The sequence below is a fragment of the Kocuria sp. MNB10 genome (genome assembly GCF_054073685.1).
The window spans coordinates 73778-97789 of record NZ_CM133411.1 but is presented as its reverse complement, the minus strand read 5'-3'; the positions used below and the strand labels follow the sequence as shown (position 1 = coordinate 97789).

The window sequence follows — 24012 nt, the reverse complement described above, 5'->3', positions numbered from 1 at the left end:
TCACGTGAGCACTCAGATCGAACACCTCGTGGAGCGCGATCCACGCGTCTCGGCCGATGAACTGCTGGCCGGTTTCACCCCGTCCGAACGCTTCGGGGAGGTGTCGTTCGACACGTACCGCCCGGATCCGTCCCAGCCCTCGCAGGCACAGGCGGTCGAGAAGCTCAAGACCTTCGCGGCGGGCGCGTCCGGGGGCGGCGCCTCCGGTGGCGGGTTCTTCTCCAAACTCTTCGGCGGGCAGAAGAGTTCCGGCGCGGCGCAGGGGATCTACCTGGACGGCGGGTTCGGCGTGGGCAAGACCCACCTGCTCGCGTCCCTGTGGCACGCCGTGCCCGGGCCCAAGGCGTTCGGCACGTTCGTGGAGTACACCAACCTGGTGGGTGCGCTCACGTTCCGCCGCACCGTGGACGCCCTGAAGGAATACACCCTCGTGTGCATCGACGAGTTCGAGCTCGACGACCCCGGGGACACCGTGCTGATGTCCCGGCTCATGCGCGAACTCGCGGACGCGGGCGTCAAGCTCGCGGCCACGTCCAATACCTTGCCCGGTTCCCTGGGCGAAGGCCGGTTCGCGGCGCAGGACTTCCAGCGTGAGATCCAGGTGCTGTCCTCCCAGTTCGAGGTCGTGCGCATCGACGGCGAGGACTACCGTCACCGCGGACTGCCGAACGCGCCGTCGCCCCTGCCCGACGACGCCGCGCTCGACGCCGCCGTCGAACAGCACTTCGCGGGTCGGCGTGTGGCGATCGACGACTTCGACGCGCTCGTGGAACACCTCTCCCGCGTGCACCCCTCGCGCTACCGTGCGCTGATCGAGGGCCTGGACGCGATCGCGTGGCGCGGGGTGCGCACGATCGACCAGCAAGCGGTAGCGCTGCGGTTTGTGGTGCTCGCGGACCGGTTGTACGACCGGGACCTGCCCATCCTCTCCACGGGCGTGCCGTTCGACCGCGTCTTCACGGAGGAGATGATGGCCGGCGGCTACCAGAAGAAGTACTACCGGGCGGTTTCCCGCCTCACGGCACTCGCCCGGGAGGCGGACGAGGCCTGAGACCCGCGAGAGCGGTGGCGACGCCGCGGCGTCGTCCCCGCGCGGGTGACCGGTCCGTGAGAGGAGCCCTCGAGCCCGTGGGGCGCACCCTCGAGCCGACGTGAGAACGGGGTCCCTTCCGATCGGAAGGGACCCCGTTCTCACGTCGGCGGTGCAGATCACTCGTTGCCGCTGAGCCGATCGCGCGCGGTGTCCTGGCCTTGATCGACCTGGCCCTCGAACTTGTGACCGGTCTTCTCGTCCACGGCGTCGCCCGCCTTGTCGATGCCCTGGTCGACCTTGTCCTGGTGGTTTCCGGCGGCGTCCTTGGCCTTGTCCGCGAGTCCTCCGAGATCCGGCATGATCTGTGTCCTTCCGGTAGGTGAACCAGCCCGGTGTCGGGTCGGTACGTTCATCCTGCACGACTTCCGTCACATACGGAAGGATCCCGACACGGGGTTCACCCTGAGGGAATATGACGCGATGGGTCCGGGGTGGAAGGAATCGGGCCCCGTTCGTTCCCGCCTGAAGTGGAGTACCCTGGGAAGTCGTCCCGCGCGCCAGCCGACCCCGCGAGAACCGGTGTGCAGCGCTCGCCCGCCGAGCGCCGTCGGCGTCATCCAGCGGGGCGGGAACCCCCATCCACGAAGGAGCCAGTGCGCGCCATGACCACCGAGAAGGTCGAACTGCTCCGCCACCCGGCGGAGGCCATCAACTGGAATCGCGTCCAGGACGAGAAGGACACCGAAGTCTGGGACCGTCTGACGTCCAATTTCTGGCTCCCCGAGAAGGTCCCGCTGTCCAATGACGTCCAGTCGTGGAAGACGCTCACGGCGGAGGAGCAGGACCTCACCATGAAGGTGTTCACGGGCCTGACCCTGCTGGACACCATCCAGGGCACCGTGGGCGCGGTCTCCTTGATCCCGGACGCCAAGACCCTGCACGAGGAAGCCGTGTACACGAACATCGCGTTCATGGAATCCGTGCATGCGAAGTCCTACTCGTCCATCTTCTCCACGCTGTCGTCCATGAAGCAGATCGACGAGGCGTTCCGCTGGTCGCGCGAGAACGAGCACCTGCAGCGCAAGGCCGACATCGTGCTGACGTACTACAAGGGTGACGACCCGCTGAAAAAGAAGGTGGCCTCCACCTTGCTGGAGTCCTTCCTGTTCTACTCCGGGTTCTACCTGCCCATGTACTTCTCCTCGCACGCCAAGCTGACCAACACCGCGGACCTGATCCGGTTGATCATCCGCGACGAGGCCGTGCACGGGTATTACATCGGCTACAAGTACCAGCGTGGTCTGCTGCAGGAGACCCCGGAGCGTCAGGAGGAGCTCAAGGCGTACACGTACGAGCTGCTGGACGAGCTCTACGACAACGAGGTGGCCTACGCCGAGGCGCTCTACGACTCGGTCGGCTGGACCGAGGACGTCAAGAAGTTCCTGCACTACAACGCCAACAAGGCACTGAACAATCTGGGCTACGAGGCCCTGTTCCCGCGGGAAATGACGGACGTGTCCCCTGCCATCCTCTCCTCGCTGTCCCCGAACGCGGATGAGAACCACGACTTCTTCTCCGGTTCCGGCTCCTCCTACGTGATCGGCAAGGCCGTGAACACGGAGGACGAGGACTGGGACTTCTAGAAGTCCTGGTCCGCTCCTGACCACTCAGGGGTAGTCAAGGGCTCCGGATCTGCGAGTTTTCGCAGGTTCGGGGCTTTTTTGTGCCCTCTCCAACACGACAGGAGAGGACGACGATGAACATCAACACCCATTCAGTAGGGCACACCGGGGGCACGCACACACCTGCATGGTGGGAGCAAGGTGGATCGCCAGGAGAAATTTGGGTCTGGCACACCCCTTGGGTCTTGCCCCTTCGTGCCTTTCAGCACGCTCTGAATGTCGAGAAAAAGCCTGTTGACCAGGGGTTTTGCGACGTGCTTCCGATGAGGGGCACGAGAGCTCCCTGACATCCGTTCGAGGTCAGGGGAGGACACGATGAGCACCACTCAGAAGACAGGTAGGGTTGCATCGAGGCGAGAGGGATGGGGTCGGATCCGTAAGCTGCCCTCGGGCCGATGGCAGGCCCGCTACTCGGCCCCTGATGGCCGGATGTACACGGCACGAACCGAGGACGACAAGTCTTTGACGTTTCTCACGAAGACGGACGCCCGCACCTGGCTGGCCGGCATGCACACCAGGATCTCAAGAGGGGAGTGGGAGCCACCCGCGGTCGTCGCCAAGCGGCGGCGGCGCGCTGCTGCCGCCGCCGACGAAACACGCTCGGTCGGGTTCACGACCTACGCCAAGCGCTGGATCGAGATGATCCGCACAGAACCCAACCGTTCCGGCAAACGACGCGCGGCCGGAACGGTACGCTCGTATGCGAGCAAAGTCGACGGCTACCTGATTCCGGAGTTCGGCGACACCCCGGTGCGCGAGATCGACATCGACCGGATCAAGGTCATGACCACACGTCTGGACCAGATACCGTCTCCACTGAACCCGAAGTCGAAGTTCAACGGCATCACACGACCGGTCCTGACCGTGCTCATGATGATTCTCAGGCAGGCTGCCCGGGACGGGATCATCCCGGCCGCGCCGAGTGTCTCGATCCCCAAGCAGGAATCGGTGCGTCACGATGCCGAGCATGACGAAAGTGAAGACGTCGCCACTCCTTCCCAGGTCGATTCCCTGTACAAAGCGACGCCGGACCGGTATGCGATCACGATCCTGCTCGCCGCCTGGTGCCAGCTGCGCCGCGGTGAGTGCCTGGGCCTACAGCGCAGGGATATCGAATGGCACCCGGACGGGGGAGCGACCCTGCACGTGCGCAGGCAACTCAACGTGAACACAGGCGATTTTTCCGAACCGAAGAGCGAGGCAGGGAAGAGGGCGCTGAGCGTGCCACGGATCATGCTGGAGCCCTTGAGGAAGTATCTGGAGGACTACGTGGCGTCAGAAGCTAAGGCGCCGGTCGTGCCGGTCAGCACGCGGGGGAGCGTGCCGCTGTCGCACACGCGGTGGGGATACATCTGGGGCGCGGCTCGCGAAGCAGTGGATAGCGTGCCGAACAGATTCAGATTCCACGACCTGCGGCATACCGGCTTGACGATCTTCGCCCAGGAAGGCGCAACATTGGCCGAGCTGATGCGACGCGGCGGGCACTCCGACATGCGCGTCGTGCTGCGATACCAGCACTCCACGATGACCCGTGATCGCGAACTCGCCGATCGTCTTAGCGCTCGCGTGGAAACCGCACTCGGGGCCGCCTAGAGCCATGCCATCAAGTCAGCACGGGGCTGTGGCACGCACCTGAGAATCAGTAATCGTTGGCTGACGGAGAGGAACCACGATGACAAACCAGAGTCGCGCCGATACCACGGCACGAAACCTTGTATCACTGGCGGAGGCTGCGTCGAGATTCGGAGTGTCCACCAAGACACTTCGCCGCAGGATCTCGGACGGAACGATCCACGGCTACAAGGCCGGACGTCTTGTCCGGGTCGACCTCGACGAGCTCGATCAGAGACTCATCGTCGAGATGCCGACCACGAGGTGAGAGACGTGCGGTGGGCGGGTCCTGGAGGACCCGCCCACCGTGACTGACGCCGGTGTCAGCTCGAAGACAGCCGCGTCATCCCTGCACCGTTCCAGCGCCTACGGCTCGCGCGGTGATCACGACGCGCTCGTGCTGAAACGCCCCTCCTGCCGACCTTCGGGGAGCCGGAGTGATGCGCACCCCGAAGAGAGCCTTGGTGATCCTTCGCTGTTCTGCGAATGCGAGTCCATTCCAAGCGATGGAGATGTCTTCGGCGTTGACGAGATCTCTGATCGCGCGGTCAACGATGGGCAACGCCAACTGGTGTCGCGCGCGCTCAATCATCGGGACGAGCTTTTTCTCGATACCGCTGAGCAGTCCGAGACTGACATCGCCATTCGCGCAACCGTCTATTGCCTCCTGGAGTCTCGCCTCCAGTTTTGCGAGATGCTCGCGTGCTCCGACGGACTGCGAGACCCATTCGTCGTCTTCGCCGATCAGCAATGCGGCGTTTGCAGGACGCGAAAGCCAGGCGAGGACGTAGTCGACGACGTACTCCTCGACGGGTGCTGCGCTGATGGATATCTTGTAGCAGCCGCGGAAACGGCACTGGTATCGCACCTTTCGAGGGGCATCGCCGTGGGGTCTGTCGAGGACGCGACGAAGCGGATGCCTGCAACAATCACATATCGCGATGTGTGACAGCAACGATTTCGGGGTTACCGTCCCGGACTCGTGCACTCGCCGTGATGGATCGGACAGGAGCCGTTGGACCCGTGCGAAATCCTCGATGGAGATCAACGGCTCCCACGCGGCGTCACCGATGATCTCCCCGCGGTAGACGCGTTTCCCCGCGATGGTGGGGTTCTGCATGATCTGCTTCACCGTCATCGATGTCCACGCTGAGGTGATTTTCCCATCGTGGGATTTTTGAGGTGTTGGCTCTCCCCGGTCTTGAAGATCGTTCGCGATCGTTCTGACTGGTGTACCGGAGATAATCCGCCGTGCCATCAGCCTTACGAGTTCGCCGGTGTGCGGATCCGGCTCTTGGCCGATGAGTTGGCCTGTGTTCGTGTCGTAAACGCGTCGATAACCATAAGGTATTCGCCCGTGCGGGCGTCCCTTCTCTGCCAGGAGGCGTACAGTGCGGATCTGCCGTTCGCGCATCGTATGTGCGTCGGCTTCGGCTCGCAGGAACTCGAATCCGAGCATGAAGCTGTCGTCGGAGCGAGTGAAGTCGGAGACTCGGCCTTGCGTCATGTAGAGAACTCCTGCTGCTTGGCAGGCGGCACGTAGTTGGAGGTAGATCTCGAGATCCCGGCCGGCTCTGGATGGCTCCCAGGTGACGAAACCATCGACCTTCCCTGACTCGATGAGTTGCAGGGCTTCCTGGAAACCTCCTCGGTCCTTAGTCCGCCACTCGGAAGCGGAGCGGTCGGCGTCTCTCAGGACGCGGACGACCGTCCACCCCAGTGGTTGGCACCACGATCGGCAATCACTGACCTGATCACCGATTGACCGCATCAGTTTGAGCCGGTCCTGCGACGCTCGCGCATATATCAACGCTCTGACGGGTGTTATTGCTGAGGGCTTGTTCTTGTCCATAACGGACAGGTACGTCAGTGATCCCATGACAGGTTCCTCTCGACACGACGAGGCTCCTTGCCCCGTCAACCTGTCATAGCGTGGCGGGAAGACGCCGGTCGAAAACCGCGGAATCACCCGGATGTTCGCGGTGCCATACCTCCCATTGTTCGACTCATCGAGGAATAGGACGTACGGCGGGGTTCCTGGGACCTGGGCAAAGGGCTGATGGCGGAGCCCGCAGCGCTGAATGGGTGATGAAGAACCGCCGCTTGGCGGTGCCGCGGACCCGCTGAGAAGCTCAGGAACAGCGCCATCCTTCGAGGCTGTCTTCCGAAGCAACTCATCAACGCCCACAGATGTACAGCAGTCCCACGTAGTTGAGCCCCCGATAGTGGTGTAGCGCGGTGGTCTTGCTCGTCGTCGCCGACGAGAGCGCGGCCACCGTGAGATCTTTCGAGTTCACCTCTCACAGCACCCTCGAAAGGACATCATCACGATGACCGCTCCTCACATTGTCGACCCTGCCGGCCTGCTCGGCGAAGCCCTGTCCGACGCGTCCCCGGATCTGATGCGCAGCTTGTTGCAGACGGTGATCAACGCTCTCTTGTCTGCTGATGCCGAGGCGGTGGTCGGCGCCGAATGGGGCAAGCCCACCCCGACCCGGTCTGCGCAGCGCAACGGCTACCGGCACCGTGAGCTCGACACCCGCATCGGCACGATCGACGTCGCCGTGCCGAAACTGCGCACCGGCACCTACTTCCCCGAGTGGTTGCTGGAGCGGCGCAAACGGGCTGAGTCCGCGCTGATCACCGTGGTCGCCGACTGTTACCTCGCCGGGGTCTCGACCCGTCGGATGGACAAGCTGGTGAAGACCCTGGGCATCAACTCCCTGTCGAAGTCCCAGGTCTCGCGCATGGCCGGTGACCTCGACGAGCACGTGGAGTCCTTCCGCCACCGGCCACTGGACGAGGCCGGCCCTTTTACGTTCGTCGCCGCCGACGCGCTGACCATGAAGGTCCGAGAGGGCGGGCGGGTGGTCAACGCGGTCGTGCTGCTGGCCACCGGGGTCAACGGCGACGGCCACCGGGAGGTCCTCGGGATGCGGGTGGCCACGGCCGAGACCGGGGCGGCGTGGAACGAGTTGTTCGCCGACCTGGTGGCCCGGGGCCTGGGCGGAGTCCGCCTGGTCACCAGTGACGCCCACGCCGGTCTCAAGGACGCGATCGCCGCGCACCTGCCCGGGGCGTCCTGGCAGCGGTGCCGCACCCACTACGCGGCCAATCTCATGTCGATCTGCCCGAAGAGCATGTGGCCGGCCGTGAAGGCGATGCTGCACTCGGTCTATGACCAGCCCGATGCCGCCGCGGTGAACGCCCAGTTCGACCGGCTGATCGACTACGTCGCCGAGAAGCTGCCCGAGGTGGCTGAGCACCTGGCCGACGCCCGGGAGGACCTGCTGGCCTTCACCGGCTTCCCGAAAGACGTGTGGATGCAGATCTGGTCCAACAACCCCGCCGAGAGGCTGAACAAGGAGATCCGCCGGCGCACCGACGCGGTCGGGATCTTCCCCAACCGAGCCGCCATCGTTCGCCTCGTGGGCGCGGTGCTGGCCGAGCAGACCGATGAGTGGGCCGAGGGCCGCCGCTACCTCGGACTCGAGGTCCTCACCCGTTGCCGGCTCACCCCCGTGGCCCGCACCGGAAGCGAGGTGATCCCCGACCCCCTGACCGCCCTCACTGCCTGACCCCTACGAAAGATCGCTACACCACTTCTCGGGGCTTGACCTCCCACGTTCGGTCTTGACCTCTCAGGAGGAGACAGCGAGCGTGGTGTGATGCACGTTGTCTTCCCACGAAGAGAGCGCATCCATCCGACGCTGAACACGAGTGGCAGCGCACTGTATATGTCGGCGGCGTCTGGGAGAATTGTGTGGTGGCCAAGAAAAAGTCGAAGCGTGGCAAGCGAGGACAGCAGTTGCGTCGCTCACCCGCTGTCGCTCCCTTAGCGGTCCCGGCGGTGCTCGCCGAGCAGGATGATTCGGCTCGCCTCATTGATGAGTGGAGCGGAACAAGAAGCGGCGCTTGGGCAAGCAGAGGTTTCGATTTTCAGCACACGGTCGCGGGTTGGCTTGCTGCTCGGCTGATTGCTAGTGATCTCCAAGCCGAAGCGCTCGTTCCCGAGGGGCTCGAAGACATCACAATTGAGTCCGAGGCCTCGCGGCATGTTCAGGTGAAGTCGCGAGGCGAGCACTTGGGAGCATTCCCCGTGGGGAAGGCAAGTGGCGACGTCGTTGACGCCTGGCTCCGACACCGTAATCGTGGCGACGATTCATACACTCTCATCGTTGTGTTTGAGCGAGGCATTGAAGGCGAAACTGAACTCGGAGAGTTCGATAGACCGCTTGGCAAATCGCTCGGACAAGATTCGCGACTGCGGGCCAGCATCGCTACTGCGGCGAAGAAGCACGGGCTTGGCGAGAGTGATGTTCACGAGCTGTTTGATCGCACAGTCGTATTTGGAGTCTCCTGGTCTTATCTGGATGAGAACAGCAGAACGTTGCTGGGAACGGCTTTCGAAATGTTGCGGCCGTCGGTCCTTGACTACCTGGCACGTGAGCTCCGCACCATCACAGCCGAGACTGCCAGGTTGAACGCACCAGTCGGCTACGCCGGTAGGCACTCTCTCGATCGGAACGAGCTGATACGTCGGAGCCAGGACTTCATTGAACAGGTTGACCTCGATGCGCTCGAAGCAGCTATTACTCTTGGCCTCTGTTCGCCTTTGTCGCTCACCGAAGAACTCCACGACGCCCGCTTTTACGAGGGCGTCGCGACACAACCAGGCCATGTTGCGGCGGGTCTGGTGGTGCCGCGGAGCGAGCTCATCGGCGAAACGGTAACCGGAGTGCAAGAAACCTCATCCGTTATCTTGACCGGACCATCTGGCGTCGGGAAGAGCGCTCTGCTTTGGTCGATCCCGCATGCTCTCCCGGGCGTCCTGTGGTTCCGTCTAAACCGGTTGTCTTCCCTTGACGTTCCCGAGGTGCTGAGGCTGTGTCGTTCGTACCAGGTTTCTGACACGAACCCCATCGGTCTCCTCATCGATGCAGCCGGTGCAGGCCAGTTCAGCGGATGGTCTCAGCTACGCGAGGAAGCGGCTGCGACACCGGGCCTGTTCATGATCTCGACTGCGCGGCACGAAGACCTCATCTCACTTGGAGACCTATCAGGCTGCGCCATCATCACCGTGGATCTGGACGAAGACGCCGCTGAGGTGATCTTCGACGGTCTGCATGAACGAAAGGCAACAGAGTCGCCTCACTGGAGAGAGGCGTTCGAACAATCCGGGGGACTCACCCTTGAGTTCACCCACTTGCTCACGCGTGGAGAACGCATAGATGCTGTGATCGGCGACCAGGTGCGCCGTCGCATCGCTGAACAAAGAAATATCGAACTCGACTTGTTAAGCCTTTCTACCACCGCAGATCGCTGGTCGGCCACGCTACCCGTAGACAAGGCTGCGGAAGCCTGCGGAGTGACTCAGCTCGAACTTCGGGGGCCTCTCGCGCGTTTGGCGGAAGAGCATCTGTTGGTCGAGCGCAACGGAACGATCTCCGGCGTGCATCAATTGCGATCGACCGCCATTTCCAAAGCCATCCACGACCAACCGCCTCCAACTCTTGACCACACGTTCAGTCGTCTCCTCGCCCTTCTCGTTCCCGAACAAGTCAGGCGATTCGTCCCCAATGCACTCAGGGACGAACCAGAACTGGACCGGCTGATTCACGAGTCCGCGCTGCGCGAATCCGGCGATGTCAAGAAGCTAGCCGCCTATCTGCGAGGCTTGCGCCTCTATGACTTCTACGAACGGGCGGTTAAATGGACTGAGATAGCCGAAAGATATGGAATCCCTCCAGCAAATAAGCCTGTCGCACAACTCTGTGCCATTGCGGGCACTGTTCTTCCTGACTTTTTTCCAGAGGAGTTCAACCGCGCCGTCGCGGACATGGCTGCATCGCCCGAATCTTCACGCGGGTCAGCGCTGATCGCAGCGATCGGTGCTCGGCAACTCGCCGAGGACTTTGTCGCAATAGACGACCTCGACCTCGCGAATGAGCTTCTGTTCGAGCACCAGGAAAGCCCGGTCGACATCACCGTTGAATCTCAATCCGCGCTTCTGAACTCCAGCCCTCTGGGCGATGCGATGCAACGCGCATCGGTCACACAGCTTGCAAACTTCCTAGCGACAGCGAACTCTCTCAATCCCGACCTTGCTCAGACACTCATTCAGTCATGCGGTGGAGAGCCCGAGATCGAGGCCAAGATCAGGTATGCCGATCCGTGGATACTCGACCTCCGGATCGATGAATCTAGCGGCGAAGCGGTCGCCTACGCTCGCGTTCTTCATGTCTCCGATGCCACTCATGGCGACCCTCACGACCGAGTGATCAAGCTTGGACGACTCCTTCTGCGATGCTTTCCCAGAACCACGCACGTCGACGTCAAGTTGCTGCTCCCAGGGGGCCACGACTACCAGATCAGCGATTACCAATTCGGTTCCACTGCACTCCGCCGAGAGTACGATCACTCTGAACTATCGGTGGCCTGGAACCAAGAACGCATGCGAGTCACCAACGCAGTGCTCGGGGCCACCGATACAGAACGTCTCTCGGCCGCGCTTCCCCTCATCGAGGCTGCCTCTCGACTCACACGCGTAGTCGGAAACGCATTCACTGCTGCAGATGTACGAGGTATTGACACCAATCAGCTTGCGGAGCAGATAAACACTCTCGGCGAAGACGCCAACCAGATCGGTCCGCGCCTCAACGGACGTCCACGAGCGCTTGACGTCACCGGAGATCAAGGGGTGTCATCCTTGACCGTAGACCCACTCTCGGGCCTCGTGACAGACCTCACTGGCAATGTATTCCCACGACTCATGAAACTGGACAACCCTGCGGCGCTTGCGGCGCACCTCAGCGACCATGTGATCGCAAAGTCGCTCCACCTTGCGCAGGAGGAGCCGTGGCACCTACTGGGCTACGACACATTCCCGGATAGCCTGAGATCGCTCGAAGCCGATCTGCATCGCCTCCTCGCTGCGGTCGCCGCGCTTGCCGCAGACTCATCTGTAAATGTGGCTCTCGTGCGTGCGGCCCGCGCCGGAAAGCGTGAGGGCGCACTCGGCAGAGCAGCCGACGCTGCCCGAACCCTTACAAGACGGAGGCTGCAAGCTCGGAAATCCGAGCTGGAACAAGTCGGTAGGAGCATTGGTTGGCAATTCCGTGTGCACATGCCTACGAGTGACCGATATCAACTGGTCCCCGAACGGCTCATAGCGCTCGATGTGCCGTCGCTGGTCACCTGGGGAAACGCGCTTGAAGAGATTGTTGCTGCCCTCCAGACGGCAGGACTGCCCGGAGAGAAGTTTGTGCTCCTTCCGATACGTGACGGGAAGCCCGTCGAATCGCTCACGATGTCCCTGATCACTTCTCTACTACCAACAGGCGCGCTCGGACCCTGGGCAACCGAGCTTCCCGACCCGCACGACATCCCCCTGACTGAGTCGCTCGACGCGACGGTCGCTTCGGTTCAAGTTGCGTCAGGAGTCTTGGCGCTCAGTGAGCAACAGCGAGCGCATGACACTGTCGTTCAGGTTCTGAAAGACGCGAAGCAGGGATTTGCTCGATCGAAGAGGGCCATCAAGCAAGCGCCAACGGACGCGGTAATTGAGCAGATCGTCTTGTTTCTGGACGCCCTCGAAGAGGAGTTGACGAATGAGGAGTCCGGCGACGCCACTGGCGGTGGCATCGCCAGTCAGATGCTGCGGATGGTTACAGCGGGTGAGCAGACAGAACTCACCATCGCTCTGGGCGCGGCGCGCCTTATGGCATTGGAGTGGGATATCGATCCCCACTCTGCTCCAGGACTGTTTCAACTGTCTTAATCCGAAGTGGAACGAGTCGCGTCCAGGTTCTTCAGTGCAAGCTTTGGATAGCACGTGTTGGGCAACGGTTTTTCGGCTCTTCAGGATCCAGGGTGTAGTTGGGGTCGGCGCGTCGGTCGCCGGATAGGGGTCGAGGCCTCCCGAAGATGAAGGTTCCTACACGCCTCATCTGGAAGACCTCGACGTGCCTGACGCTACCTTCGCGGCTCTTCAGGATCCAGGGTGTAGTCGCGGCCTGAACCCGCCGGTCTCCAGGAGCGATCTGGCGATGTAGTTGGTGAGGTTGCGGAACCCGAGCGCGGAGCCGCGCAGGTGTTCGAGCCGGCCGTTGATCGCCTCGGTCGGGCCGTTGGATGTACCAGGACGATCGAAGTAGGCCAGCACGTCGGTGGCCCGCTTGGTCAGGGTCCGGCCGAGCGTGATCACCTCGCTCAACGCACCCGGGACGCCGTGGCTGAGGGAGTGGATCAGCCGCTGCATCAGCGCTCGGCCTCGGGCCCGGTCGGGTTCTCGGTAGGCGGCGATCATCCTCTGGTAGATCCCCCAGGTGGCCTCGACCTCGACGTGGGCGTCGGCCGTGAACAGCTTCTCCAGCCGGTCCCGCTGCTTGTCGGTGAGCAGGTCCGCTCCGGTGTGCAGGGTCCGGCGAGCCGAGTAGAGGGGATCGCCGGCCCGGCCGCGGTGGCCACGGGTGTCCTGCTGAACGCGGCGCCGGCACTGATCCAGGGCATCGCCGGCCAGGCGCACGACGTGGAAGGGATCCATGACCGCGGTCGCCTCGGGCAGCTCCTCGGTGGTGGCGGTCTTGAACCCGCTGAACCCGTCCATCGCGACTACTTCCACGCCCTGGCGCCAAGGGTTCTCGCGCTCGGCCAACCATGTCTTGAACGCCTGTTTGGAGCGGCCCTCGACCATGTCCAGCAGCCGGGCGGGACCCGTCCCGGCGCGAACCGGGGTGAGGTCGATGATGACGGTGACGTACTTGTCGCCGCGGCGGGTGTGGCGCCAGACGTGCTCGTCGACGCCGATGACCTTGACCCCGTCGAACCGGCCGGGGTCGTCGATGAGCACCCGCTTGCCCTCGGCCAGCACGGCGTCGTTGGCGGTGTTCCACGAGACTCCCAGGCCTTCGGCGACGCGGGCCACGGTCAGGTGCTGGCACACGATCCCTTCCAGCGCCCACCGCAGACCGCGACGGGAGAGCCTCGCCCGCGGCTCGGCTGCCTTGGTGGTGTCCTGGCGCCACACGTGTCCGCACCCGGTGCACCGGTAGCGGCGAACCGTGACCAGCAGCGTCGTAGGTCGCCAGCCCAGCGGCTCGTGCGCCAGGCGCCGCACCACGGTGTCGCGGGGCGTGCCCTCGCAGCCGCAGCGCCGGCACCACTGGTCCGGTTCCAGGACCCGGCAGGCCAGGATCGCCTGCTCGGGCTCGAGGCGCTGACCGACGACGTCAAGACCGAGCTCGTCGAGACGGCAGAAGGTGGTCAAGTCAGGGCAGGCGAAGGTGGCTCTTCACAGTTGAGGGTGTAGGAGTTGGGGCCTGAAGCCGCCGGTCTCGAGCAGACTGCGGGCGATGTAGTTGGTCAGGTTCCTGAACCCGAGTGCGCTGCCGCGCAGGTGCTCGAGTCGGCCGTTGATTGCCTCGGTCGGGCCGTTGCTGGTGCCGGGTCGGTCGAAGTAGGCGAGCACGTCTGCGGCGCGCTTCTTCAGGGTCCGGCCGAGCTTCGCGACCTCGACCAACGCCTTCGGAACGCCGGTGCCCAGGTCGGCGATGAGCTTGGTCATCAGCTTCTTGCCTGTGGCGCGGTCGGGCTCACGGTAGGCGGCGACCATGCGCTGGTAGATGCCCCAGGTCGCTTCGACCTCGACATGGGCGTCGTCGGCGAACAGCCGGTTGAGCCGGTCGATCTGTCGGTCGGTGAGCAGGCCGGCACCGGTGTGCAAGGTGCGACGGGACTTGTAGAGCGGGTCGTCTCGGTAGCCGCGGTGGCCGTGGACGGCGAGCTGGACCCGGCGGCGGCACTGGTCGAGTGCGTCACCGGCCAGGCGTACGACGTGGAAGGGATCCATCACCGCGACCGCGTCGGGGACCTCCTCGGCGGCGGCGGTCTTGAAGCCGGTGAACCCGTCCATCGCGACGACCTCGACCGCCTCGCGCCACGCTTCGGGGCGCTCGGCGAGCCAGGTCTTGAACGCCTGTTTGGAGCGGCCCTCGACCATGTCGAGCAGCCTGGCGGGGCCCGTGCCCTCACGTACCGGGGTGAGGTCGATGATCACGGTGACGTACTTGTCACCACGCCTGGTGTGGCGCCACACGTGCTCGTCGACCCCGAGGATGGTGACGCCGTCGAAGCGTTGTTAGTCGTCGATCAGGACTCGTCTGCCTTCGGCCAGCACGGCGTCGTTGGCGGTGTTCCACGCGACCCCGAGACCCTCGGCGACCCGAGCGATGGTGAGGTGTTGGACCACGATCCCTTCCAGTGCCCACCGCAGGCCGGTGCGGGTCAGCTTCGCCCGGGGCTCGGCTGCCCGGCTGGTGTCTTGGCGCCACACATGTCCGCAACCAGTGCAGCGGTAGCGGCGGATCGACACCAGCAGCGTGGTCGGCCGCCAGCCCAAGGGCACGTGGGCCAGCCGGCGGGTCACGGCGTCGCGCGGCGCACCCTGACAGCCACAGCGTCGGCACCAGCCCTCGCTGCCGTCATCGGCGTCGAGAACACGACAGGCCAGAACTACACGGTCGGGTTCGAGGTGCTGGCCGACGACTTCGAGTCCGAGGTCATCGAGTCGGCAGAACTTGGTCAGGTCGGGGCGCGCGAAGGTAGCGTCAGGCAAGTCGAGGTCTTCTGGATGGGTGGCGTAGGAACCTCCATCTTCAGGGGACCTCGACGTCTACCCCGACAGCACCCCGTCAATGGCCGTCACACCCTCAACTGTGAAGAGCCGGCAACCAGGAGCTTCAGACGACCAACTTGATGTATGCGCTCCAGAATCGCTATGGGCGTTACAACGACGATCCTGGGAATTGGCCAGTTGAGTACCTCGAGGAGGACCTTGCCGTCGCCCGTCGGATGAACGACGAGGAGACAGTCCCGAAGAATGTCTACAGTCCTGAGAACGCCTTGGTTGCAGTCGCGGCGGCCGCAGTACACGGTCAAGCCATGGGTCTGGTCAACCTAGATCGGTCTAACCTCGTGTGGGCGGCGGGCGCCATCATCTGGGCTGGCGAGAACCCCAAGGTCGACGGGATGGACTACAGCGGCTCGATGTTCTCGATGGGTGCAGACAGAGCAGCGGCCGCGTCTGTGCCGCTACTCCTTCTCGCGCCGTTCGACGACCTGGAGCTGGACCGGCAGCAGATCGAGAGTTGCTTGCGATCCCTTGGGACCAGTGTCTTCGACGAGGTAAGAGCAAACTACGTCAAAGGCGCCCTTCCGGTTTGGGGTGCACCGTGCGATTTTGACATAGATACCAGCTCCTGTCGTCGGCACGCCCCGGCGTGGGCCGCAGGCACGGCAGGCTTGATCGACTGCCGGCTCGGATCATGGAATCGAGATCGACAACGGCGGGAGCATGAGCCGTTGTCGCCACCATTCCACGAGTCGCTACTCCTCGTTTCCGACAACGACCTAATGGTCAATCGGCTACGCATGCCGCTCGCCTGCATGATCGACGCCCGCAACGTCCCTTGCCTTCAAAAAGAGATAGCCGCACTCTGGTCCCCCTTATGGGACGCCCACCGTAGAGGCCTCGCGCACTGGTGGAAAGAAGGGTATGACCAGCACGCACACATCACGCACGAGCCCATCGCTCGTCGGATGATCAAGGTCGCTCTGGATGGCGACCGCGATATTGTCGGGTCGTACATCAAGACCTTCGCAGCAGATTCGAACGCCCTGCATCTCCTCTTCGACGGGTTCGCGACGGTATTCACTTACGACGAGGGCCTTCGGGCACATTTGGCGGACTTCTGGTCCTGGGCACTCAGGATCGCTCTGGACACGATTGGGGATGGGACCGAGCTTCCATCGCAACGGCACTGGTACGACTACATGGTAGCGGCCTTGCTCCCTACCCCCAGCCCAAGATCGGCAGACCCAGACATCGACGGCACGTTGGCCAGATGCCGCGCGGCTTGGATTCAACCGGCTGCCCTCGGCGAGCTTCCTGACCGCTGGCTGCGTATTGCGCGCGGGCAGGCTAAAGCTGTCGACGCAGTTGTTAAGTTTGCCAAAGGCACTACCCCTGAATGGCAGACGACCGTCGCGCTGACCTGGATTGAGACGATCATCGACGGCCGCTTCGACCTCATCGCGAACCGCCTTTGGCTTCTTGAAGAATGGCTGACTAACCTTCGTAGCGTCGGCGCGATCGACGGTAAGGTCCAGAGCCACTACCACCGAATCATTGACGGACTCGCCGCCGCAGGGGATCACGGCGCCGTCAGGCTCCAGCAAATGGATGAATAAGCTCGGCTAGTGGCGATGGTTCCACAAGGCGGGCGCTCACTGCCCTTCGCCACAGCGTTCGACAGACACCGGAAATCAACCGGATCTTTCAAGGTGAAGTAGGTTCAATCGCTTCCGAAATAACCGCGTCCCGCCTAAACTTATATACTCGGTTCTACTTGGATTCCGAAATGTGCGGCTTTGCTGCGGTCGTTCGACGCGGGGGAGTGGCACGTAGAGGGCACGAGTCCGGCCTGGCCGCGGAAAAACCGCAAGATTCCGGGGAACTTGATGAGGACTGGGACTTCTGAGTCACTGAGCGCCCGCCCTCCCGGAGGGCGTTCCGAGGCCCGGATCCGCACGGTGTATGCGGGCCCGGGCCTCGTCGCATGCCGTGCTGGGTGGGCGATCCGCGGGCGTGGGGGGCGGCGTGTGACACGCGGGTGGGGCTGGCGTGGGCTGTGATGGGTGAACATCTGTGCCGCGAAACGACCACTTTTACCCCCGATTTCGGTGCGTATCGAAGCACGTATGTTGTGCAGTGCGCTCGCCGCGGGGCAAAGGGGGGTGCGGGGGCGTGTTGGGTGGGAGTGTGCGGGAAACAAGGCCATGGAATGGAGAGCGGGTGGCACGCGGGTGCGTCCCCCAATGTGCGGCTGTCATCACGTGGCCGCTGTTCCTAGGCTGGAGCCGCAAGGGGAGAGGTTTCCCGCCAACCCTCAGGCGTTCCGGGGGGAACGCCGGGTTGGTGGGGGCACGATCGACAACCGTGAAGAACTGCACAGTCATGCACTCGCCACGGGAGATCTTCGTAGGGGGCTTGAACGTGATGCGCGCAAAATCGTCCGTTAAATCAGTGCTCTCGGTCGCCGAGCTGGGCACGCTCAACCAGCTCATGCGCGGAGCCGGCACGGTGGAACCGTTCGAACGTGAACTGGTGTCCCGCGTGTTCGTGGGTGCTCGTGCGTGGCTGCAGGAACAGGAAGAGGGCGCGGAACTCACCCGTGACCAGCGCAAACGTTGGAACGCCGCCGTGCGCTACGTCAATCGCTACGTCTCACGCGGCGGTGTGGCCATGTCGTGGCGGGTGCTGCGTTCCTTGGGCAACTCCACGGATCTGCTCGCGAACCACCACGTGCTCAAGACCGCGATGGTAGCTGCCGCCGCTCACGGTCCGGTCACCGCGGCCGAGGAGAGCCGCATGGCCACTGCGCTCATCACCCCGCCCCGTCCGGCCGCGCGGTTGACCACCTCCGCGGCGTGATGCTCCACACGTCGTCGACTTAACGCGTGCCACGTCCGGCCGGGTGAGCGAGGAGTTGTGGGGAACGGACCCGCCCGTGCCGCCGCGTCCGGGTTCCGAGCGGGCCCCGCTGCACTAGAGTTGGCGCCAGCATGAAACTCATACGCCAGCGCGAGTCCCTGGGCGCCGAACAGGACTACCGCCGCGCCCTGTCCATCCTCGACGCCGCGCGCGGTGGCGCCACCGAACCCGTGCTGCGCGTGTATCAACCGCGGCCCACGGTGGCCTTCGGTCGCCGCGACGAACTCAACCCCGGGTTCCCCCGGGCCCGTCAGGCCGCGCTCGACGCCGCGTTCACCCCGCTCGTGCGCCGCGTGGGTGGACGTGCGGCCGCGTACCACGGGGGTTGCTTGGTCATCGATCACGTGGAACCGGATCCGGATCCTAAGACGGGTATCCAGGACCGGTACCGCCTGTTCGGGGACATGGTGGTCGCAGCGCTCGAGGAACTCGAGATCCCGGCCCAGGTGGGAGAGATCCCGGGGGAGTACTGCGCGGGGGAGTACAGCGTGCACGCACCGGGGACAGCGGCGGATCCGAACCAACCGGTCAAACTCGCCGGTACCGCGCAGCGTGTCGTGGCCGGGGCGTGGTACTTCTCCACGGTGCTCGTGATCGAGGTAGCCGAGCCGTTGCGCAGCGTCCTGGAGGACGTGTATTCGTGCCTGGGTGTGTCGTGGGAACCGGCCACCGCCGGGTGCGTCGCGGACGTCCGACCGGGCACCACGGTCGCCGAGGTCGAGGCCGCGCTCATGAACGTGTACGACCGGTACTCGTCCTACATGGGGTACGGCCCCGTGAGCGGATCGCGGTAGGACCGACAACCCGTCACGGGAGGAGAACACCATGTGCGGTCGTTATGTGATCGCCCGGACCCCGGGCCAGCTCGCACTGCCCTTCGACGCGCAGGTCGACGACTCGATTGCCGGGGGCGTGGAACCCAACTGGAACGTGGCTCCCACGCACACGGTCCCGATCATGCTCGAGCGGCTCTCACCGGACGGTCAGCTGCTCCCGGAGATCCACGCCGCGCGCTGGGGCCTCGTGCCCTCGTGGGCCAAGGAGCTGTCGATCGGGTCCAAGATGTTCAACGCCCGCTCGGAGACTGTGACCGAGAAACCGTCCTTCCGGGCCGCGGTCAAAGCCCGGCGCTGCGCGATCCCCGCGGACGGCTATTACGAGTGGAAGGCCCCGGAGTCCGGGCGCGGGAAGAAGCAACCGTACTTCGTGCACCCCGAGGACGGTTCCCCGATCTGGTTCGCCGGGATCTACGAGTGGTGGCACGTTCCCGACGACGCCGCGGACCTCGCGCGTGCCGAGCAGACCCGGCCGGGCAAGAACGCGCAGGACGACGCGGGCCGGTGGTTGCTCTCGTGTTCGATCCTCACGCGCGAGGCCCCGGACGCGCACGACGAGAACTCGCACCTCGCCGCGCTGGGAGCCCTGCACAACCGGTTGCCCATGGGCATGACCGAAGCGTTCGCGCGCGAATGGATCACCCCGGACAAGGACCACGCCCCGGAACTCGTGGACCGCGCGGTGGTCGGCGCGTTGGAGGTCGCCGCGCAGTGGCGCATGCATGCCGTCAGCACGGACGTGGGGTCGGTGAAGTCCCAGGGAGAGTACCTGGTGGAACCCCTGCAGACCTTGCTGTAGCCGCAGCCGGGGCGTGTCACAACCCCGGTGAATGTCCTCGGTGCGGCCCGCCGCACCGCAAGACCTCGGCCCTCTGCCTATGGTGGAGACGGTGCGCCGACGCACCACACACCGACGATAACCGGGGGTAGACATGGTTGAACTGGGCAACACCCTGACCGATGACACGCGCTGGCTGATCGACTTCGTCCGCTCGGCCGGAGCCGGCGTGCTCGCGAGCAACAGCGGCACGGGATATCCCGAATCCGCGTACGTCCACGTGGCTGCCACGGACGACGGACACATCGTCTTCGGGACCAACACCAAGTCCCGGAAGTTCTCCAACATCACGTCCGACCCGCGCGTGTCCATGGTCGTGATGCGCGACGGCACGCACGAGGTGCAGCTCGAGGGAGAGGCCAGGGTCCTTGAAGGGGCCGACGCCGCTCCGGCCGGTCAGACGCTCGCGGCACAGCACCCGGGTGCGACCGATACGAACGATCCCGAGAACCTGCGGGTCCTGGACATCACGGTGCGTTGGGCCACGCGCACGGACGCATCCCAGGTCCCGCCGCGCAGCGACGAGCTCACGCTGCGCTGACGGGTTGCTGCCACGCTGACGGGTTCGCCCCTCGCTGTCGAACGACGGCGCGGGCGCGTCACGGAGGGGCGCCGGTGCGTTCGGCGGGCGCCGATCCGTTCCACGACATGCAGTGCATCCATCCGCAGCAAGAGACCCGGGTCGCCTCAGGCGATCCGGGTCTCTTGCATCCGGTTCAGAACGGTTCGGTTCTAGGCGGGTCGGTCTTGGACGGCTCGGTTCCGGGCAGCTGCGTCCCGAACAGCCGCAGCACCGTCAGAGTTCGTCCTGCTCCGGGATCCAGCGGTTGAAGTCGAGCGTGAGGTAGAGCGCGAGGGCCGCGGAGTTGTCCTCCGGGATCCGCACGCACACCTCGTGGTAGCCGTTCTCGTGCAGGGACGTCATGACCTGGCGCACGAGCTGCTCCGCCAAGCCGCGGCGGCGGTGCGAGGACGCCGTGAAAAGTTCGAACAGGTACGGCACGTCCGGCAGATGCGGGTCATCGCGGCGCTCGAGCACGATGGCCGCGGCCACGGGGTTGCCGTCCTCGTCCTCGATCACCTGCGACTGTTCCTGCAAGAACGGGCCGAACTCACCCCGGAACGCGTCCCGGACCGTGGTCTCCGCGTCCTCCTGCGTGCCCACGGTCCCGGAGCCGTAGGCCTCCCGGAGCAACCGGGCGAGCGCGGCGGTGTCCTCGTCCGTCACGGAACGGCTCGTGGCCGTGAGCTCCCGGGGGGTCAGCTCGGTCCGCGCGATCAGCGTGATGGTTCCAGTCATCATGGCCTCCCATGGGTCATCGGTGCACACGGTAGTTCTTGCCCCTCAGGGTAACCGAGAAGACCCCGGTTTCCACGGGCGTACTACGGTGGAGGGGCAGGCCCGTCCGAGCCCCGGCCCACGGCACCGCGGTGGGCGCGAGCGGCGTCGTCGTCCCACGCGGGGACCGCAGCCCGGAGGCCACCGTCCGCCGGTAGTGAGGAGAGCGAGAACCATGACCGAGAACCCCCAGACCGATTCCACACCGGAGGGCGAGACCGCCCGGATCTGCCGCGAGTTGATCCGCTTCGACACGAGCAACTACGCGAGCGGCGAGGCCAAGGGCGAGCGTGCGGCCGCGGAGTACGTGGCCGAGCTGATCCACGAGGTGGGCCTCGAGGCCCAGTACTTCGAGTCCGCGCCCGGGCGGGCCAATGTGTTCACGCGCATCGAGGGCAAGGACCCGAGCGCGGACGCGCTGCTCGTGCACGGTCACCTGGACGTGGTCCCCGCCATGGCGCAGGACTGGTCCGTGGACCCGTTCGCGGGGGAGGTGCGGGACGGGATGATCTGGGGCCGCGGCGCGGTGGACATGAAGGACATGGACGCCATGATGCTCTCGGTGCTGCGCCACATGCGCCGCACGGGAACCGTGCCCGAGCGGGACATCGTCTTCGGGTTCTTCGCGGACGAGGAAGCCGGGATGCGCTACGGCTCCAAGTGGATGGTGAGCGAACACCCCGAGGTCTTCGACGGCGTCACGGACGCGCTGAGCGAGGTGGGGGGGTTCTCCGCGAACATCGGGGGCAAGCGGGCCTACCTGCTGCAGACCGCGGAAAAGGGTCTGCTGTGGTTGAAGCTCATCGCACAGGGCCAGGCCGGGCACGGCTCCGGGCTGCACGAGGACAACGCCGTGACGCACCTGTCCCGCGCCATGGCGAACATCGGACAGTACACGTGGCCCGTGGAACTGACCAAGACCACCCGCGCGTTCCTGGACGAGGTCACCGAGCTGACCGGCGTGGAGTTCGATCCGGAGAACCCGCAGCGGCTGTTGCGCGAGCTGGGGGACGTGGCCCGGTTCGTGGGGGCGACCCTGCAGAACACCTCGAATCCCACGATGCTCGACGGCGGGTACAAGACCAACGTGATCCCCGGGACCGCGCAGGGCACCGTGGACGTGCGATTCCTGCCGGATCAGCGTGATCTGGTGATGGAGAAGCTCCAGGAGCTCGCGGGTGACAAGGTGCGCTTCGAGGCCGAGTTCGAGGACATCGGGCTGGAGGTACCGTTCTCGGGCAACGTGGTGGACGCCATGATGGACGCGCTGCAGGCCGAGGACCCCGACGCCGTGGTGCTGCCCTACATGCTCGGCGCGGGCACCGACAACAAGTCCCTGGCCACGCTCGGGATCACCGGCTACGGATTCGTCCCGCTGCAGCTGCCTCCGGAACTGGACTTCACGGGCATGTTCCACGGCGTGGACGAGCGCGTGCCCGTGGCCTCGCTCGAGTTCGGTTCGCGTGTGCTGGACCGCTTGCTGCGCACGTACTGAGCCCCCCGCGCTCGCCGGCCCGAACGACGTCGGCCCCGCATCGTACTGCCAAGTCCTAGCGACCTCGTGCACGCCCCACGCGACCGGACCCGAGCGACGCCGGCCCGTCCCGCGTTCCGCACCATTCCACCGGCCCGACCACCGAAGGAGCCACCGTGACCGCCGTGACCGAACTGCTATCCGACGAGCTGCTCGCCGAGATCAGAGACCGCGCCGCCGCGACCGACCGCGACAATGCGTTCTTCGCCGAGGACTTCGATGCGCTGCGCGAGATCGGCTACCTGCAGATGCTCGTCCCGCGCGAGTTCGGCGGGCTGGGCTTCACGCTCGAGCAGGCCGCGCAGGCGCAGCGCCGCCTCGCCACGGCCGCACCGGCCACCGCGCTGGGGATCAACATGCACCACGTGATCGTGGGGATCGGCCACACCCTCCACCTGCGCGGGGACGATCGCGCGCAGCGGATCTTCCTCGACGCCGTGGCCGGGGAGGTCTTCGCGTTCGGGATCTCCGAGGCGGGCAACGATTCCGTCCTCTTCGACGCGACCACGAGCGCCGAGCCCGTGGCCGAGGGCTGGCGCCTGCACGGCACCAAGATCTTCACGTCCCTGTCCCCGCGCTGGACGCGCCTGCTCGTCCACGCCCGGGTCTCCGGGGACGACGACGCCGCACCCCTCGTCTTCGGGTTCCTCACCCGGGAGGACCACGAGTCCCCGGCGGAGGGGGTCACGGTGCGCGAGGACTGGGACGCGCTCGGGATGCGGGCCTCGCAGTCGTGCACCACGGTGCTGGACGGTGCGCTGCTGCGCACCGAGGACGTGCTCACCAGGACCCCTGCCGCACCCAACCCGGACCCCGTGGTGTGGGGGATCTTCGGGTGCTTCGAACTGCTGCTCGCGGCGGTGTACACGGGGATCGCCGACCGCGCGATCGACGTGGCCGTGGAGATCACGACCACGAGGCGATCCCTGGCCAAGGACGCCCCGTACTCGGACGACCCGGACATCCGCCGGCACGTGGCCGGGGCCGGTGTGCTACGGGACGGGGTGGAACTGCAACTGCGGCAGTTGTGCGCGGACGTGGACGCCCTGGGCTCGGACCGGGAGCCGGCGCACGGGCCGCGGTGGTTCATCCTGTTCTCCGGGGTCAAGCACCGGGCCACGGAAGCCGCGCGCGCCGTGGTGGACCTGGCGCTGCGGGCGTCCGGGGGAGCGCAGTACCGGCGCGGTTCCGAGCTCGAGCGGCTCTACCGGGACGTGCTGGCGGGGATGTACCACCCCTCGGACGAGGAGTCCGTCCACGCGGCCACGGCGAAATCCCTGCTGGGACCCGTCTCCTCCTGAGCGGATCCCGGGCTCAGAACGTGCGGTCCACCCGCATGATCCGCCGGCGCAGTACATAGCGGCGTTGGCCCCCGTAGAGCACCGCCGAGCGCATGAGTTCCCACTTGCCGTACTCGGTGTGTTCCCGCACCCGGCTGCGTGCCTCGGCGGGTTTCTCCCGCGGCGCCACCGTGAGCGAGAGGTACTCGTACCGGTCGTCGCGCCCGGTCATGGCGGGGTGACCGGATACCGAACTGTGCTTCAGACGTTGTTCTTTCATTGCTCCCATTCTGCTCCGATAACGGCT

At 65.0% G+C, this 24012-nt stretch carries 18 protein-coding genes and 1 pseudogene; 13 read left to right on the top strand and 6 right to left on the bottom strand.

Annotated elements, in window-relative coordinates; all coding sequences use genetic code 11:
- The first annotated feature begins 4 nt into the window (after positions 1 to 4).
- A complete protein-coding gene (zapE, locus tag ACW9PK_RS00410; RefSeq protein WP_064846785.1) occupies positions 5 to 1051 on the top strand; it encodes a cell division protein ZapE in 1047 nt (348 codons plus the stop codon).
- 158 nt (positions 1052 to 1209) lie between these two features.
- On the opposite strand, the gene ACW9PK_RS00405 is transcribed toward zapE, so the two are convergent.
- A complete protein-coding gene (locus tag ACW9PK_RS00405; protein ID WP_457016211.1) occupies positions 1210 to 1392 on the bottom strand; it encodes an antitoxin in 183 nt (60 codons plus the stop codon).
- Positions 1393 to 1695: 303 nt separating this feature from the next.
- Here ACW9PK_RS00405 and nrdF point away from each other — a divergent pair, with 303 nt between their 5' ends.
- From nrdF to ACW9PK_RS00390, 3 genes are all read left to right on the top strand, one after another.
- The gene (nrdF, locus tag ACW9PK_RS00400; protein ID WP_085105975.1) at positions 1696 to 2676 is read left to right on the top strand and encodes a class 1b ribonucleoside-diphosphate reductase subunit beta; all 981 of its coding nucleotides are present in this window, start codon (positions 1696 to 1698) and stop codon (positions 2674 to 2676) included.
- 468 nt (positions 2677 to 3144) lie between these two features.
- A complete protein-coding gene (locus ACW9PK_RS00395) occupies positions 3145 to 4308 on the top strand; it encodes a tyrosine-type recombinase/integrase (protein ID WP_457016210.1) in 1164 nt (387 codons plus the stop codon).
- 79 nt (positions 4309 to 4387) lie between these two features.
- Complete coding sequence (locus tag ACW9PK_RS00390) at positions 4388 to 4594, top strand: helix-turn-helix domain-containing protein (protein WP_167318556.1); 207 nt, start codon at positions 4388 to 4390, stop codon at positions 4592 to 4594.
- Between the two features lie 75 nt (positions 4595 to 4669).
- Here ACW9PK_RS00390 and ACW9PK_RS00385 read toward each other — a convergent pair whose 3' ends face one another.
- A complete protein-coding gene (locus tag ACW9PK_RS00385) occupies positions 4670 to 6205 on the bottom strand; it encodes a recombinase family protein (RefSeq protein ID WP_167318555.1) in 1536 nt (511 codons plus the stop codon).
- A gap of 451 nt (positions 6206 to 6656) precedes the next feature.
- Here ACW9PK_RS00385 and ACW9PK_RS00380 point away from each other — a divergent pair, with 451 nt between their 5' ends.
- Positions 6657 to 7904: an IS256 family transposase gene (locus tag ACW9PK_RS00380; protein ID WP_457016209.1), complete on the top strand. Its 1248-nt coding sequence runs from the start codon at positions 6657 to 6659 to the stop codon at positions 7902 to 7904.
- A 188-nt stretch (positions 7905 to 8092) separates the two neighbouring features.
- Positions 8093 to 12106: a hypothetical protein gene (locus ACW9PK_RS00375; protein WP_457016208.1), complete on the top strand. Its 4014-nt coding sequence runs from the start codon at positions 8093 to 8095 to the stop codon at positions 12104 to 12106.
- A gap of 210 nt (positions 12107 to 12316) precedes the next feature.
- Here the strand turns inward: ACW9PK_RS00375 and ACW9PK_RS00370 are convergent, their stop codons facing one another.
- On the bottom strand, positions 12317 to 13594 hold the full coding sequence (locus ACW9PK_RS00370; RefSeq protein WP_457016207.1) for an ISL3 family transposase: 1278 nt from the start codon (positions 13592 to 13594) through the stop codon (positions 12317 to 12319).
- A 24-nt stretch (positions 13595 to 13618) separates the two neighbouring features.
- Positions 13619 to 14941: pseudogene (locus ACW9PK_RS00365) on the bottom strand (ISL3 family transposase).
- 137 nt (positions 14942 to 15078) lie between these two features.
- Here ACW9PK_RS00365 and ACW9PK_RS00360 point away from each other — a divergent pair.
- The 5 genes from ACW9PK_RS00360 (at position 15079) to ACW9PK_RS00340 (ending at position 20093) form a co-directional block, all read left to right on the top strand.
- Positions 15079 to 16575: a hypothetical protein gene (locus tag ACW9PK_RS00360; RefSeq protein ID WP_457016206.1), complete on the top strand. Its 1497-nt coding sequence runs from the start codon at positions 15079 to 15081 to the stop codon at positions 16573 to 16575.
- Positions 16576 to 17383: 808 nt separating this feature from the next.
- Positions 17384 to 17818 carry a hypothetical protein gene (locus tag ACW9PK_RS00355; RefSeq protein WP_207387829.1) on the top strand — a complete coding sequence of 145 codons (435 nt, stop codon included), beginning with the start codon at positions 17384 to 17386 and terminating at the stop codon, positions 17816 to 17818.
- Between the two features lie 131 nt (positions 17819 to 17949).
- Positions 17950 to 18672: a biotin/lipoate A/B protein ligase family protein gene (locus ACW9PK_RS00350; protein ID WP_368835237.1), complete on the top strand. Its 723-nt coding sequence runs from the start codon at positions 17950 to 17952 to the stop codon at positions 18670 to 18672.
- Between the two features lie 31 nt (positions 18673 to 18703).
- Entirely contained in the window at positions 18704 to 19513 is an 810-nt protein-coding gene (locus ACW9PK_RS00345) for an SOS response-associated peptidase (RefSeq protein ID WP_457016205.1), read from the top strand.
- Between the two features lie 133 nt (positions 19514 to 19646).
- A complete protein-coding gene (locus ACW9PK_RS00340; RefSeq protein ID WP_098055514.1) occupies positions 19647 to 20093 on the top strand; it encodes a pyridoxamine 5'-phosphate oxidase family protein in 447 nt (148 codons plus the stop codon).
- A 255-nt stretch (positions 20094 to 20348) separates the two neighbouring features.
- Here ACW9PK_RS00340 and ACW9PK_RS00335 read toward each other — a convergent pair whose 3' ends face one another.
- Positions 20349 to 20855, bottom strand: coding sequence for a GNAT family N-acetyltransferase (locus ACW9PK_RS00335; protein ID WP_231885618.1), 507 nt, complete (start codon positions 20853 to 20855; stop codon positions 20349 to 20351).
- Positions 20856 to 21066: 211 nt separating this feature from the next.
- Here ACW9PK_RS00335 and ACW9PK_RS00330 point away from each other — a divergent pair, with 211 nt between their 5' ends.
- Both ACW9PK_RS00330 and ACW9PK_RS00325 read left to right on the top strand, forming a co-directional pair.
- Positions 21067 to 22386 carry a M20/M25/M40 family metallo-hydrolase gene (locus tag ACW9PK_RS00330; protein WP_457016204.1) on the top strand — a complete coding sequence of 440 codons (1320 nt, stop codon included), beginning with the start codon at positions 21067 to 21069 and terminating at the stop codon, positions 22384 to 22386.
- 155 nt (positions 22387 to 22541) lie between these two features.
- Positions 22542 to 23726 carry an acyl-CoA dehydrogenase family protein gene (locus ACW9PK_RS00325; protein WP_457016203.1) on the top strand — a complete coding sequence of 395 codons (1185 nt, stop codon included), beginning with the start codon at positions 22542 to 22544 and terminating at the stop codon, positions 23724 to 23726.
- A gap of 13 nt (positions 23727 to 23739) precedes the next feature.
- Here ACW9PK_RS00325 and ACW9PK_RS00320 read toward each other — a convergent pair whose 3' ends face one another.
- Positions 23740 to 23937, bottom strand: coding sequence for a DUF5703 family protein (locus tag ACW9PK_RS00320; RefSeq protein ID WP_094067061.1), 198 nt, complete (start codon positions 23935 to 23937; stop codon positions 23740 to 23742).
- Positions 23938 to 24012: the final 75 nt, after the last annotated feature.

Coding starts and splice junctions, on each gene's coding strand:
- ACW9PK_RS00405 (WP_457016211.1), bottom strand. CDS start 1,392: ATGCCGGATCTCGGAGGACTCGCGGACAAGGCCAAGGACGCCGCCGGA.
- nrdF (WP_085105975.1), top strand. CDS start 1,696: ATGACCACCGAGAAGGTCGAACTGCTCCGCCACCCGGCGGAGGCCATC.
- ACW9PK_RS00395 (WP_457016210.1), top strand. CDS start 3,145: ATGTACACGGCACGAACCGAGGACGACAAGTCTTTGACGTTTCTCACG.
- ACW9PK_RS00390 (WP_167318556.1), top strand. CDS start 4,388: ATGACAAACCAGAGTCGCGCCGATACCACGGCACGAAACCTTGTATCA.
- ACW9PK_RS00385 (WP_167318555.1), bottom strand. CDS start 6,205: ATGGGATCACTGACGTACCTGTCCGTTATGGACAAGAACAAGCCCTCA.
- ACW9PK_RS00380 (WP_457016209.1), top strand. CDS start 6,657: ATGACCGCTCCTCACATTGTCGACCCTGCCGGCCTGCTCGGCGAAGCC.
- ACW9PK_RS00355 (WP_207387829.1), top strand. CDS start 17,384: ATGCGCGCAAAATCGTCCGTTAAATCAGTGCTCTCGGTCGCCGAGCTG.
- ACW9PK_RS00350 (WP_368835237.1), top strand. CDS start 17,950: ATGAAACTCATACGCCAGCGCGAGTCCCTGGGCGCCGAACAGGACTAC.
- ACW9PK_RS00345 (WP_457016205.1), top strand. CDS start 18,704: ATGTGCGGTCGTTATGTGATCGCCCGGACCCCGGGCCAGCTCGCACTG.
- ACW9PK_RS00340 (WP_098055514.1), top strand. CDS start 19,647: ATGGTTGAACTGGGCAACACCCTGACCGATGACACGCGCTGGCTGATC.
- ACW9PK_RS00335 (WP_231885618.1), bottom strand. CDS start 20,855: ATGATGACTGGAACCATCACGCTGATCGCGCGGACCGAGCTGACCCCC.
- ACW9PK_RS00330 (WP_457016204.1), top strand. CDS start 21,067: ATGACCGAGAACCCCCAGACCGATTCCACACCGGAGGGCGAGACCGCC.
- ACW9PK_RS00320 (WP_094067061.1), bottom strand. CDS start 23,937: ATGACCGGGCGCGACGACCGGTACGAGTACCTCTCGCTCACGGTGGCG.